At 44.7% G+C, this 13,740-nt stretch carries 14 protein-coding genes; 9 read left to right on the forward strand and 5 right to left on the reverse strand.

The genetic code is table 11. The features are described 5' to 3' along the window. Positions 1 to 45: 45 nt before the first annotated feature. The gene (gene rpsN, locus FFM75_RS11475) at positions 46 to 315 is read right to left on the reverse strand and encodes a 30S ribosomal protein S14 (protein ID WP_130843153.1); all 270 of its coding nucleotides are present in this window, start codon (positions 313 to 315) and stop codon (positions 46 to 48) included. Positions 316 to 507: 192 nt separating this feature from the next. Between rpsN and FFM75_RS11480 the strand changes: the two genes are divergently transcribed. Then, on the forward strand, positions 508 to 1,359 hold the full coding sequence (locus tag FFM75_RS11480) for a methyltransferase domain-containing protein (RefSeq protein ID WP_137629302.1): 852 nt from the start codon (positions 508 to 510) through the stop codon (positions 1,357 to 1,359). 244 nt (positions 1,360 to 1,603) lie between these two features. Here the strand turns inward: FFM75_RS11480 and brnQ are convergent, their stop codons facing one another. Beyond that, a complete protein-coding gene (gene brnQ, locus FFM75_RS11485) occupies positions 1,604 to 2,953 on the reverse strand; it encodes a branched-chain amino acid transport system II carrier protein (protein WP_137629303.1) in 1,350 nt (449 codons plus the stop codon). Between the two features lie 83 nt (positions 2,954 to 3,036). Beyond that, entirely contained in the window at positions 3,037 to 3,687 is a 651-nt protein-coding gene (locus FFM75_RS11490; protein ID WP_137629304.1) for an NAD(P)-dependent oxidoreductase, read from the reverse strand. A gap of 160 nt (positions 3,688 to 3,847) precedes the next feature. On the opposite strand from FFM75_RS11490, the gene FFM75_RS11495 reads away from it, so the two are divergent. Both FFM75_RS11495 and FFM75_RS11500 read left to right on the forward strand, forming a co-directional pair. Then, complete coding sequence (locus FFM75_RS11495) at positions 3,848 to 4,360, forward strand: tRNA (cytidine(34)-2'-O)-methyltransferase (RefSeq protein ID WP_137629305.1); 513 nt, start codon at positions 3,848 to 3,850, stop codon at positions 4,358 to 4,360. Positions 4,361 to 4,532: 172 nt separating this feature from the next. Beyond that, complete coding sequence (locus tag FFM75_RS11500; RefSeq protein WP_137629306.1) at positions 4,533 to 6,890, forward strand: DNA translocase FtsK; 2,358 nt, start codon at positions 4,533 to 4,535, stop codon at positions 6,888 to 6,890. A gap of 58 nt (positions 6,891 to 6,948) precedes the next feature. On the opposite strand, the gene FFM75_RS11505 is transcribed toward FFM75_RS11500, so the two are convergent. Together FFM75_RS11505 and FFM75_RS11510 are read right to left on the reverse strand one after the other, a co-directional pair. After that, on the reverse strand, positions 6,949 to 7,074 hold the full coding sequence (locus FFM75_RS11505; protein WP_137629307.1) for a DUF4044 domain-containing protein: 126 nt from the start codon (positions 7,072 to 7,074) through the stop codon (positions 6,949 to 6,951). Between the two features lie 76 nt (positions 7,075 to 7,150). Beyond that, positions 7,151 to 8,107 carry a magnesium transporter CorA family protein gene (locus FFM75_RS11510; protein WP_137629308.1) on the reverse strand — a complete coding sequence of 319 codons (957 nt, stop codon included), beginning with the start codon at positions 8,105 to 8,107 and terminating at the stop codon, positions 7,151 to 7,153. A gap of 109 nt (positions 8,108 to 8,216) precedes the next feature. Between FFM75_RS11510 and FFM75_RS11515 the strand changes: the two genes are divergently transcribed. From FFM75_RS11515 to mraY, 6 genes are all read left to right on the forward strand, one after another. Continuing rightward, positions 8,217 to 8,591 carry a DUF3397 domain-containing protein gene (locus FFM75_RS11515; protein WP_137629309.1) on the forward strand — a complete coding sequence of 125 codons (375 nt, stop codon included), beginning with the start codon at positions 8,217 to 8,219 and terminating at the stop codon, positions 8,589 to 8,591. A gap of 172 nt (positions 8,592 to 8,763) precedes the next feature. Beyond that, positions 8,764 to 9,189, forward strand: coding sequence for a division/cell wall cluster transcriptional repressor MraZ (gene mraZ, locus FFM75_RS11520; protein ID WP_137629345.1), 426 nt, complete (start codon positions 8,764 to 8,766; stop codon positions 9,187 to 9,189). 30 nt (positions 9,190 to 9,219) lie between these two features. Next, a complete protein-coding gene (rsmH, locus tag FFM75_RS11525; protein ID WP_137629310.1) occupies positions 9,220 to 10,179 on the forward strand; it encodes a 16S rRNA (cytosine(1402)-N(4))-methyltransferase RsmH in 960 nt (319 codons plus the stop codon). A gap of 20 nt (positions 10,180 to 10,199) precedes the next feature. Further along, positions 10,200 to 10,583, forward strand: coding sequence for a cell division protein FtsL (gene ftsL, locus FFM75_RS11530; protein WP_137629311.1), 384 nt, complete (start codon positions 10,200 to 10,202; stop codon positions 10,581 to 10,583). Beyond that, positions 10,580 to 12,721, forward strand: a complete 2,142-nt coding sequence (locus tag FFM75_RS11535; protein ID WP_137629312.1) for a penicillin-binding transpeptidase domain-containing protein — start codon at positions 10,580 to 10,582, stop codon at positions 12,719 to 12,721. Before ftsL ends, FFM75_RS11535 begins: the two co-directional genes overlap by 4 nt. An 88-nt stretch (positions 12,722 to 12,809) precedes the next feature. Further along, positions 12,810 to 13,715, forward strand: a complete 906-nt coding sequence (mraY, locus tag FFM75_RS11540) for a phospho-N-acetylmuramoyl-pentapeptide-transferase (RefSeq protein WP_379831670.1) — start codon at positions 12,810 to 12,812, stop codon at positions 13,713 to 13,715. Positions 13,716 to 13,740: the final 25 nt, after the last annotated feature.

Genomic DNA, 13,740 nt, shown 5'->3' on the forward strand with positions numbered 1-13,740 from the left:
AACTTTAAAATTTGCTGACCATTATTTTTTAGTTGATGATTAGATTTACCAGCTCGCTTTGCGGACGCCAGGGATTTGACCAGCGTGGGCTAAACGGCGGAAGTTTAAACGTGACATGCCAAATTTACGTAAATAGGCATGTGGCCGACCATCTAAATGGTCGCGACGGTGAATGCGAACGGGCGATGCGTTCCGTGGTAACTGTGCTAAACCGGCATAATCACCAGCCGCTTTTAATTCAGCACGCTTTGCGGCGTATCGCGCAACTGTTGCTTCAATCCGACGTTCTTTCGCAATTTTTGATTTCTTAGCCATAATGTTTGGGCTCCTTTGCAATAAAAGTTTAGTTGCAATTCGTAGCGCCAAGTTTTCAAACGGCTTTGCAGTGTTTTTTAGAACGTTATTAAAAATAGCATAGTCAAATCGTAATTGCTACTATTTTGTTTCAAGCGCAACTGGCGCTATGGTATGATTAAGACACTATTTAAAAATGAAAGTGTGAAAAACGTGAAGAAAATTGATCAAGGCAGTCAGTTTGTGCAGGCACATTTGGGCTTGTTTCGCTGCTTAGTATGTGACCAACCTTACGCGGCAGTCGAAGGGCATACACTTAAGTGTGCCAACGGTCACCAACTTGATTTCTCTAAAAAAGGGACCTTATACTTTTTAACGCATCAAGTTCAAAGTGAATATGACGCCGACATGTTAGCAGCTCGGCGTCGGATTTTACAAGCCGGTTTTTTTAAACCGATTGTGACCGCCATCAATGAGCAGTTACCGGCAGAGCCACAACGAATCCTGGATATTGGTAGTGGCGAGGGAACTCCACTCGCAGATCTCTTAGTATTGCATCAAAATCAAGAAGATGTGGGGATTGGCTTTGATATCAGTAAAGCGGGTGTGAATTTGGCGACGCAACTTGATACAGCCGCCTATTACTGTGTGGCTGATTTAGCGCAATTGCCGTTCACAGCCCAAGCGTTTACCGCTATCATGGATGTGTTTTCACCATCAGCTTATCATGAGTTTGAACGCGTCTTAGCGCCTGGTGGACAACTGCTAAAAGTGGTCCCGAACGCCAATTATTTAATTGAGTTGCGGCACTTGCTGTTTGAACCAACGGATCGTCAATATCAATATGATAATCAACGCGTCATTGATTTATTTATGCAGCATTATCCGCAAGCAAAGCAGCATCGGATCCAGTATCAATTTGACCTTAGTACGGTTGATTTTCATGATTTAATGGTGATGACGCCATTGCATTGGGGCGCAACTGCGGCAAGCTTGGCGCATGCCCGGGCAACTGGTCTACCTGAAATTACGATTGATGTTAGTTTGTTGACGATGTCGATGTAAAAGTCAGCCGCCGGTGCTTGCATGATTGTTTACTCGGTGTTAAGATTACTTCTGAGAAATCGTTTGGTAGCTAACATCGACTATTGTCGTTGGTGACTACCGAGTTGTACTTCATTAACGTAGCGTTTCGCCGTGCCCACACCGAAATACTGCGTTTTTTTGTAGCCAAAAACCGGTGCATTTCCGTCTTACTGATGTAAGGTGGAGGTGCACCGGTCTATTTTTATTGAAAAAGTCATGAAAACTAGTTAACTGTTGTCCGATGTCGTGACCACCACTGCCCAAGCAAACCACAGCCTAGTCCGATTAACGCCGGTACCGTCCAGCCTAAACCAAGTGAGGCTAACGGTAAGGCGTCATTTAGGCGTTGTAAGGCTTGAATCCAAGCAACCTTTGTCGATGACTGTGGCAGAGCCGCCACGCCGGCGAGCACCGCTGGAATCACGGTCCAGGCAGTTGTCATCACGTATAACCACCGAGAAGTTCCTAGCAAAGGCGAGAGACTAGCGAGCAAAATCAAAACGATTGCAAGCGGGTAGAGTAGCATTAAAACAGGCGTCGAGTAGCTGATGAGTTGCGTCAGCCCGATATTGGCTAACACCGCTGGGATGATGCAAGCTACAATAATTAAGCCCATATAAGGCAACTTAGGAAACATCTCGTGTAACGTGTCCCCGAAGGCCGAGGTGATGCCAACTGATGTTTTTAAGCAAGCCACGATCACGATTAAAGCCAGTAGTAAGTTACCAAATGCTCCAAAATAAGTATTGGCGATTTGGGCTAAGGTGATACCACCGTTAGCCGCTGGCGCAAACTTACCGAGACTCATCGTCCCAATGAGCGCTAGGAGAGCATAAATCAAGCCCATTAAACTCACACTAATGAGTCCTGCCCGAATGGTATCTTTAGCGATTTGGCCGGGTTCAGTCACGCCGAGGGCTTTGATCGAATCGATGACGACGATGCCAAACGCCAAGGAAGCTAAGGCGTCCATCGTATTGTACCCTTCGGTAAAACCAGTGAGTAGTGGAGCGGTGGCATATGCCCCGCGTGCGGCTACATGTAAGCCACCGAGTGGTTTAACTAACGCAACTAGCATCAAACTTCCTAATAAAATGAGAAAAATCGGGGTAAGCCATTTGCCAACGTAGGTCATAATTTTACCCGGATTACGTGCTAGCAACCAAGTAATCACAAAAAAACCGATAGAAAAGCCTAAAAGGACAGCTGGTTGCTGTGATTGTTTTAGGAACGGCGTCAGTCCAATTTGAAACGCCGTCGTTGCCAACCGTGGCATGGCAAATAAAGGGCCCAGCGTCAAATATAAGATGACCGTAAACCCATAAGCATAAGGCCGACTCACTTTCGTTGCTAAGTCAAAGACGCCATTACTGCGGGTCAAGCCGATCCCCATGACCCCTAAGAGTGGTAATCCAATCCCAGTGATCAATAGACCGATGATGGCCCAACCAACATGTTGTCCAGCTTGTTGGCCTAAATAAATTGGAAAGATTAAGTTACCAGCACCAAAAAAGAGACCGAATAACATGGCACCGATAAATAAGGTTTCGCGCCCCGATAAGCGGGTCTTCATTAAAAAATTCCCCCTCTAAAACAGACTTTTGCTAATCAGCATAGCATGTTTTAGTGAGGGGAAAATTAAAGCTTGATGATAAGCTAGTCGGCATTGGCAACGGTAAAGCGGGTCTGATGATGCGCGGGCTGTTCGATTTCGTTGACAACTGCTTGAGCCATTGTGCCTGCGGTTGTGACCGACTGGCCGGCTTGGTTAACGAGTAAGGTGTCTGTACCAGTCAGCATGGTGGTTGCTTGACCAGCATGAAAATCTGCGGCTGGTGAAATGCCGACCCAATTGACATTATCGACGGTGCGTAAGAAAGTTAATTCTTTTAATTGGTTTTGTGGAATCGATAAAAAGCTGGCATTGGCTGGATCAGCGGCAATATCGTTAACGAATAAATGCTGATCTGAACCGGTCGTTAAACTGCCAGCGCCTAAGATAAATACCAACCGTGGTTGTGTTGTGCCCCGTAATTGTGCGACTAATTTAGTGGCCAAATCGACGTGTAAATAGGCTTGATCAGGTGGTGTCGCCATGGCATCTACGACAACATCAACGGCGGTTAAGTCAGTCGTTGTTAAAGTAAAGGCATCTTGAGCCAGTGTGGTTAAGTTAGTGTCAGCGGGTAATTGTGCCAACTTAGTCGCAGAACGGCCAACAGCCGTAACTTGATGACCATGAGCTAATGCTAAGGTCGTAATGGCACTACCAGCCATCCCGGTTGCCCCAATAATCATTAATTTCATAAAAAAAGACCTCCTAAAAATAAGTTGCTAAATCACGATCAGTATAATGAAAGTTAGTTCGGTTGGCGAATATTTTGACGGCTAATCCGGAAAAACTAGGCTTCAATGGGGTCACCATGGTATGATAGTCCATAATATTATATGTAAAAGGAAGATTATTTTGACAAACCATATTGCATTATTTGAACCATTGATGCCAGCCAATACTGGTAATATTGCGCGGACTTGTGCCGGAACTGATACGGCGTTACATTTGATTGAACCATTGGGCTTTAAAATTGATGATAAACATTTAAAACGAGCGGGGTTAGACTACTGGGACAGCGTCGATATTACGTATCATGCTGATCTACAAGACTTCTTGGCTAGCATTCCGGATTTAAATAACCTTTACTTGGTCTCAAAGTTTGCCGAACATGACTATAGTGATGTTGATTATAGCGACACAAGCAAGGACCATTACTTCTTATTTGGGAAAGAAACGACCGGCTTGCCAGAACCATTTATGCGACGTTATCCCGAAAAAGCCATTCGGATTCCACAAGATGACTCACATATTCGGGCATTGAATTTATCAAATTCAGCGGCCATCGTGATTTACGAAGCGTTGCGGCAACAAAACTTCTTAAGTTTGGAACGCTCGCACCATTATGAAAACGATAAATTGAAATAACGGTGAAAACGTGCGCTACCAATCGGGGCGGGCGTTTTTTTCGCTTGTAAAGGCGTTCAAATCCGAACGTAGGTTTGGTACAATGAAGCTATGACTATTAAAGACTGACAAACGCAAGCTGGGTCATAAACTGAGTTTGCTATCTGAGTCAAACAGAAAGGACGATTAACGCGTGGCGCAAAAGCGACGAACAACTAAAAAAAGACGCTCAACTGGAAAAAAGCGCCCAACTAAAGCGACCGCTCAACATCAGATGACCGGCAACGTCATTGGCCTGTTGGGGGTCTTAGTGACGATTTTTGCTTTATTAAACCTGGGGCTGATTGGGAACTTCTTTGCCGAATGTTTCCGGATGGTTGCCGGTAATGCTTACCAATTTTTGGCGATTTTAGTGTTGGCAGCCATGGCCTATCTCATGATATTTGGTCATTTGCCACGACTTGGGTGGCGCTGGTGGACCGGGGGAAACTTGGTTTTATATAGTTATCTCTTATTATTAGAGATTCCCATGTTTAACCAGTTAAATCGACATACGGAGTTTTGGTCAATTACGTGGAACCTGATTAAAAATGATTTTGCCAAGGGCGGTATTTCAATTAATCTAGGTGGGGGCCTAGCCGGTGCGGCCGGTTACAGTGTGACCTATCCGTTGATGGCTAACTTTGGGACTATCTTAGTGGCAATTATCTTAATTATTACCGGGATCTTTGTGGCCTTCAACTTACCATTTAGACAAACCTTATTGATCATTCGTAATTGGTTAGTCGTCATGGGACACCGGGCACGCGATGCCGGCGACCGGATTCGCCATTATGTGCGCGTCCAATATGCACGTTGGCGGGTGCATCGACAAGTACGGGAAAATCAAGCGACGGCAGATCCAAGCCCCGCAGCAGATGAAGCTACGCCGAATAGTCAAGCACCGACAACTTCGGCCGCGCCAGTACCACCATCTGCAGCACCAACCCCAGTCAGTAGTGCGGCGCCTAAAATTGTGGTGGCTAGTGAGCAAGAGTCACAAGCAGCAGCCTCCTCTGCGGCGCCCGATGACTTCTTACAAGGGACCGAAACGATGGATGATGCTGATTATCAGTTACCCGCAGCCGACTTGTTAACGAAGATCCCTAAGACCGACCAAAGTGCTGAATACGCGACGATTGAAGCTAATTCTGAAAAATTAAAGACGACTTTGGCCAGTTTTGGGGTACAAGTTGACGTTAAAAATGTGAGCTTGGGTCCCTCAGTCACGAAATATGAGCTGCATCCGGCAGTTGGGGTCAAGGTTAGTAAAGTGGTCAATTTGGCCGATGATTTAGCTTTAGCGTTAGCTGCTAAAGATTTACGGATCGAAGCGCCGATTCCAGGGAAATCTTTAATTGGTATCGAAGTGCCAAATAAACAGATTTCAACCGTTTCATTTCGAGATATCGTTGAGGCCCAACCAGCGCATCCAACGAAGCCGTTAGAAGTGCCACTGGGGCGCGATGTTTCGGGTAATTTAGTTACGGCGGATCTATCGAAAATGCCACATTTGCTCATTGCTGGTTCAACTGGGAGTGGGAAGTCAGTGGCGATTAACGTGATGATCACCGGTTTGCTAATGAATACTAAGCCAAACCAAGTGAAGTTTATGCTGATTGATCCAAAGAAAGTTGAACTTGGTGTTTATAATGGGATTCCCCATTTGTTGACCCCGGTTGTGACGGAACCTAAGAAAGCAGCCCGGGCTTTGCATAAGGTCGTGGCGGAAATGGAACGGCGGTATGAATTATTTGCCGATTCCAAGCAACGGAATATGCAAGGTTATAATCAACATATTCGACAACAGAATGCGGCCGATGGTCAAAATCGGCCAATCTTACCGTATATTGTGGTTATTGTAGATGAATTGGCTGATTTAATGATGGTAACCTCTAGTGAAGTTGAAGACGCGATTATTCGACTGGGTCAGATGGCCCGTGCGGCTGGGATTCACATGATTTTAGCGACGCAACGGCCCTCAGTTGATGTCATTACTGGGTTGATCAAAGCTAACGTGCCATCACGGATGGCGTTTGCCGTTTCAAGTGGGACGGACTCGCGGACGATTATTGACAGTAATGGGGCCGAAAAGTTACTTGGTCGTGGAGACATGTTGTACCAACCAATGGGGATGAATAAACCACTACGGGTTCAAGGGGCGTATGTGTCTGATCATGATGTTGAAGAAGTCGTGAACTTCATTAAAGAACAGCAAACGGCGGATTATGACGATTCGATGTTAGTTAAAGATGATGAAACGAGTGGCGATGGTGAAGATCCGCGCGATGGCGAAGACGAGTACTACGCTGACGCGGTTGAACTGGTTACGGAACAACAGTCGGCAAGTGTCTCAATGTTGCAACGGCGGTTCCGAATTGGGTATAACCGGGCAGCTCGGATCGTTGATGAGATGGAAGAACGTGGGGTCGTTGGGCCATCGGAAGGCAGTAAACCACGTAAGGTTTATCGGCAACCGAGTGCGGATGATGCGACACCAACTTCAGAATAAAGAATGATACGAAAAAAGCGTCTGGAAATATTATTCCGGACGCTTTTTTATGATCGCATTAAAATTCAAGTAGCCCTAAACCTGACAAGGCTTGTAATACCAAGGCACCAACGGTTGAAATGATCATCAACCAAATAACGATCATTGTGATAATTTGAAATGTACTCTTCTTCTTCTTTTTCATTAGGGTAATCTGCACCACACTTTTTTAAGTAATTCTTTCATAGTTTAACGTGGAATCCGCTTTTTTTCAATCTTAATTAGAAATAGTCATGATTTCGTAAGTAGTTAATGGCTAGTAGACACAAGACGATTGTGCCCAACATGATCCAACTAAACGCGTGGGCGATACTAGCACCAGGTAGACCGACGTTCATACCGTAGATGCCGCCAATAATCGTTGGAATCGTTAAAATAATCGTTAATGACGTGAGAACTTTCATCACATCGTTTAAGTTGTTTGAAATCACGGCACTAACCATTTGACTGTATTGTTGCAAAATTTGATTAGTCGTAGTCGTCATATTAGCGGCTTGTCGATTTTCGATGATGATATCGTTCGTTAACTGTTGATGCGCTGGTGCCGTGAAGCGGGTCGCCGATGCTTCGACTGCTTTTAGGACCGGCGCGTTTTGCGTGAGTGCTGCATTAAAACGAATCAATGACTTTTGATAGGCCATAATACGAAAGATTTCTTCGTTGCGAGTAGCGCGGGTTAAATGGCGTTCTAAGATATTCGTTTTTGCGGTAATCTGTTGGAGCGCAGTAACGTAAGCATGCGCAATGTACCACATAATGGCTAGCACAAAGTCTTCATGATTCTCAAGACTCAGTTTTGATGAATCAGGATCCATGATGAAATCTTGAATAAAGCCGGCTGGTTGATTACTGACGGTCAAAACAGCTTGTGAGGTCAAGATTAAGGCAAAAGGATAGACCCGATATTCCAGATAACCCAGGTCACTAGTCGTTAACTTGGGAAATTGTAGGACCATTAAGGCTGGTTGGTCGTCAGCTGTTTGATTTAATTGTTCCGTTCGTGAGCCCTCATCATCGTCAAGGACGGCAGTGAGATAATCGCGTGGAAAATTAAATTCCTGAACTAACTGGTTAATCTCAGTGACAGTTGGCCGCTCGACATTGATCCAACATCGTTGATCAGCTTGACGCCCGGTGGTGAGTTGGCCGGTTGCCGTGGCGGTATAATATTGTAACATCCAAGTTCCTCCAATGAATTTGTTAAGTGTCATTATAGAACGGTTAAGGCCCGTTGAAAAGTCATGGCAGAATCCCTATAATGATAGCGATATGCGATTGGAGGACATTATGAGCGACTTATTTACGAACTGGCTCGGCCAATTACTGTTGTTAGTGATTGTGACCGGCGTCGTTTGGGGGTGTCGTCGGCTGTTGAAACATCATTGGCCGCAGTCGTTAGTTTTAATTGATTTTTGGCCCCCATTATTAATTATCTTTACACACTATTTAACCCTACAAGCAACGGAAAGTTCGATTGTGCCATATGAGATGCTGTCGTTGATGATTTTAGGGATTGGGGTCACGATTTTAGAAGTGATCCAACGCGGTGAAATTCTATACGGCCGCTTTTTTAGACTCTATTGGCGGGTTTGTGATTTGATTACGATTTTAGTTTATTTGATTGCGTTGGGCTGCTATGTGATTGCTAAAGTTGGTCCTTAAATATGAATAAGCCCCACTAGTCCCCATCGGTTAAAACGTTAATCGGTGGGGACTTTTTTATAATATTTAGTAACAATTACGAAAACTAACAAATCGGTGTGGTAGGAAGTGGGGGGGTGTGGTAGACTTAATTATGTTTAATGAAAGGGGTTGATTGACTATGGCTTCCAAGATGTTTTTTGGTGAATTTGAGCATAACTTGGACGCTAAGGGTCGTTTAATCATCCCCGCAAAGTTCCGTGAATTATTGGGACCTGACTTTGTGATCACGCGTGGTATGGACGGCTGCTTGTTTGGCTATCCGCCCGCGCGTTGGTCCACGTTACAAGCCCAATTGGATGAATTGCCGTTAACCAAAAAAGATGCCCGTGCGTTTGTACGGTTCTTCTATGCGGCAGCTGCGGAATGTGAATTAGATAAGCAAGGGCGAATCATGATTCCAGCACCATTACGACAGTTCGCTAAGCTTGAAAAGAAATGCGTCATTGTTGGGGTGTCGGATCGATTTGAAATTTGGAGCGCTGAGAAGTGGCAAACCTTTGAAACCGAAACGGCAGCAAACTTTGATGATTTAGCTGAAAATTTGATTGATTTTTAAACTGATATTGCATTGAAAGGGGGGCCGGCAGTGGCTGAATTTGAACATACGACCGTACTACTACATGAAGCAGTGGCGGCATTAGCAATCAAACCGGATGGCGTCTACGTTGATTGTACGCTAGGTGGCGGTGGTCATTCCCGGGAGATTTTGAAACAATTAGGGCCAAATGGTCATCTATTTAGTTTTGATCAAGATCAAACGGCGATTGATTATAACCAGGATAACCTCGCGCCATATTTGGCAAGTGGCCAAGTTAGTTTTATCAAAAGTAACTTTGCTAATTTACAAGCTGAATTGACGGCGCGTGGGATTACCGAAGTGGATGGGATCGTCTATGATTTAGGGGTGTCATCACCACAGTTTGATAATGCCGAACGAGGCTTCTCATATCAACACGATGCGCCATTAGATATGCGGATGGACCAAAGCGCACCATTGACGGCTAAGACAGTTGTTAATACTTGGCCATATGCCGATTTGGTTCGAATCTTTTATCGCTATGGCGAAGAAAAGTTCTCGAAACAAGTTGCCCGAGCGATTGAACGCGCGCGTGAAGATGCGCCAATTGAAACAACGGGTCAATTAGTTGACTTGATTAAAAGCGCCATTCCGGCACGTGCACGGCGGACGGGCGGTCATCCCGCAAAACGGGTGTTCCAAGCGATTCGAATCGCCGTTAATAATGAATTAGGGGTCTTAGAAACTTCACTTGAACAGGCGGTAGATTTAATCAACGTCCATGGGCGAGTGAGTGTCATTACGTTCCAATCCTTAGAAGATCGGCTCGTGAAGACAATTTTTAAGGAACATAGCGATTTACCAGAATTACCACCAGGTTTACCAGTGATTCCAGCAGAACTACAACCAGATTATCGCTTAGTTAATCGCAAACCGATTGTGCCAAGTGCGGCAGAAGTTGAAGCGAACCGGCGGGCACGCAGTGCAAAATTGCGTGTGATTGAACGTTTAAATACAAAACATAATTAGCTTTAAAGGAGTGAATGACAATGGCCCAAAATGGATTGGCGCGGGAGCTTCCTCGTGAGACCCCCGGTGTTTCGACAACCCCGGTACATAAAACCGTCGCAACGCCGAACCCAGCTATCAAGACGAAGCGGGTTCCGTTTTCAGCATTTGAAAAGGTATTATGTGTGACTTTCAGTATGATTATTTTTGGTTTAGCACTCGCATTGGTGTCAACAAACATTGCGATCGGGGATACGCAAAGCCAGTTGCAAACCGTCCAATCAAAGATCACAAAGGTTCAGGCTAGCAACACTTCAGCCTCACAACAAATTAGTGAACTTTCTAGCCGGACTCGATTGAATAAAATTGCTAAGAAGTACGGTTTATCGCTTAACAACGGTAGTATAAGGAATGTTTACAAATGAATAAGAACAAACAACGAATGACTTCGAAACGGTCACCAAAACAAAATCGACGGATCTTTGGCCAATGGCTATTCTTTGGCGCGATTGCGATTTTTGGTGTTTTGATCATTCGTTTTTCGTATATCGCCATTGGACATCATGTGGCGGGGGTCAATTTGACCAAAGCAACGAAGCAATTGTATACGGAAAATGAAACGGTGGCCGCAAAACGAGGAACGATTTATAGTGCCAATGGTGATGCCATTGCGGAAGATACAAGCACCTATACGATTTATGCCATCGTGGCAAAAAATCAAAAAGATAGTAATGGTAAAGCCGCTAATATTCAAAGTGCGCCGAAAGCGGCTAAGGTTTTGGCGAAGTATTTACCGATTAGTTATAAAAAGGCGTTAAAAACACTCCAAGCTAAATCTGGCACGTTCCAAGTTGAATTTGGGACTGCTGGGAAAAATATTTCATTAACCACGAAGAAAAAGATTCAAGCGACTCATATCACCGGGTTACATTTCATTGAATCAGAGGCCCGCTTATATCCTAACGGAATGTTTGCCTCTCATCTCATCGGGTTAACGTCTTCCAAGACGATTAAAAATTCGGAACGGACGCGCTTGACTGGATCAATGGGTATCGAATTAGCCTTTAACAAACAACTTTCAGGGACTGATGGTCACAAGACGATTACTAAGAGTGGTTATCAAGGCAAAACAACGACTGGTAAGGCTGTTAAGAATGGTGACAATGTTTACACGACCATCGACAGCAAGTTACAAACGTTGTTAGAAACCAAAATGTCAGAAGTTGAAAGCCAAGTTCATCCGAAATCCATGACGGCGACATTGATGAATGCCAAGACCGGGGCGATTTTAGCCACGAGTCAGCGGCCAACGTTTAATGCGCAAACGCAATCTGGGTTGACGAAGATGTGGCGGAACTTATTGGTTGAAGATACCTTTGAACCTGGGTCAACGATGAAGGTCTTCACGATGGCAGCAGCGATTAATAGTGGTAACTATAATGCCAACATTACAGTGCCAACTGGTGAATATAAGATTGGCGGCAAAACGGTGCCCGATTGGAATACTGCTGGTTGGGGGAATATCACGTATGCCAAAGGGTTTGCGCTGTCAAGTAACGTTGCCATGGCCCACTTGGAACAAACGATGGGTGCCAAGACTTGGCTAAAATACATCAAACGCTTCGGTTTACGGAGTAGTACGAATAGTGGATTAGCTGATGAGCAAACTGGTTCAATTCAATTTACTTATCCGATTGAACAAGCTGATACGTCCTTTGGTCAAGGGATTCAAGTGACGGCCATGCAAATGCTGCGCGGCTTCACGGCGATTGCGAATAATGGTAAGATGTTACAGCCTTACTTTGTCTCTAAAGTCGTTAATCCAAATACCAAAAAGACGGTTTATCAAGCTAAAACGAAAGTTGTCAGTCAACCGGTAACGGCTAAAACGGCCAACTCAGTTTTGAAGCATATGCAAGATGTGGTTTACAAGTCTTATGGGACTGGGACCGCCTTTAAGATCAACGGCTATCGGATTGCCGCTAAGACTGGGACGGCCCAAGTTAGTAATGGGAGTACTTATGAGACTGGTAATGATTCTTATTTGTACTCAGTCGTTGGGATGGCGCCAGCCAAGAATCCCAAATATATCTTGTATATCACGATGAAACAGCCAACGCTGGGGACGACTTCCGCATCTGAAGACATGGCCGAGATTTTTAAGCCGGTGATGCAACGGGCTTTGGACGAACAAAAAGCCAGTGAAACGAAGTCAACGACGGTTAAGATGCAAGATCTCACTGAAAAATCAACTAGCGCAGCTAAAAAGGCTGCCAAAAAGATTGGCGTTACGCCAATCATTGTTGGTAAAGGGTCGCGAATCGTCAAACAGTCTGTCTCATCAGGCACGGTTTTGAGTGATAAGCAACGCGTCGTCTTAGTGACGAACGGTCAGATGTATATGCCAAACATTACTGGTTGGTCGGCTAGTGAAGTGGCTGATTTTGCGTCATTAACCGGCTTGAAGTTGACCACCAGTGGGACTGGCTATGTGAGTGCCCAGAGTATTTCGGCTGGTAATCCAATCGATGCCAAACAAGTCTTAAGCGTCAAATTAAAGTAATAACTAAGTTGTAGAATGGAGAATTGTTGTGAGTTTAATTGAATCAATAGCGACTTTAATTAGTGGCTTTATCATTGTGTTTGTTTTAATGCCATCTTTAATCCGGTACTTCCGGGCACGTAAAGAAGGGCAAATGATCCGTGAAGAAGGGCCGTCCTGGCATGAAAAAAAATCTGGGACACCGACGATGGGTGGGCTCTTGTTCATCATTGCTATTTTAATCACGACGATTTGGGTCGGTTGGTGGCAAGGGCAACTCATGCCAACGACTTGGATCTTAATGTTCATCTTAGTGTTATATGGGGCCCTTGGGTTCTGGGATGACAGTATTAAATTATGGCGGAAACAAAATGAAGGGCTAAAAGCTTGGCAAAAGTTGCTTGGTCAAATTGTTGGTGGGATTGTCTTCACCTTGGTTTACCAACATGAACATCTACCAATGGGCTTACACATCCCTGGTTTTGGCGACTGGTCATTAGGCATTTGGTACATTATCTTTGTGATCATTTGGTTAGTTGGATTCTCAAATGCCGTTAACTTGACCGATGGCTTGGACGGCTTAGTTGCCGGGCAAGCGACGATTGCGTTTGGGGCGTATGCGATTATCGCGATTCATCAAAAGCAATTTGATGTGGCTTTATTTTGTTTAGCCGTTGTGGGTTCTTTGTTAGGCTTCTTTGTCTACAACCACAAACCTGCTAAAATCTTTATGGGTGATATGGGTTCCTTAGCATTGGGTGGCGCTTTGGCAGCCGTTTCAATCTTGTTGCACCATGAATTGTCACTCTTATTGATTGGGATTATCTTTGTTTGTGAGACGGCGTCTGTCATCTTACAAGTGGCTTCTTTCAAGTTAACTGGGAAACGGATTTTCTTAATGAGTCCAATCCACCATCACTTTGAAATGAAGGGTTGGAGCGAATGGAAAATCGATATCGTTTTCTGGTCGATTGGGTTAGTTGCCGCGGTGATTTGTGTCGCAACCATCATTTAAGTAACACATACAACAACGTGAATTG

It is taken from the genome of Lactiplantibacillus daowaiensis (assembly GCF_005405085.1).
Classification (GTDB): domain Bacteria; phylum Bacillota; class Bacilli; order Lactobacillales; family Lactobacillaceae; genus Lactiplantibacillus; species Lactiplantibacillus daowaiensis.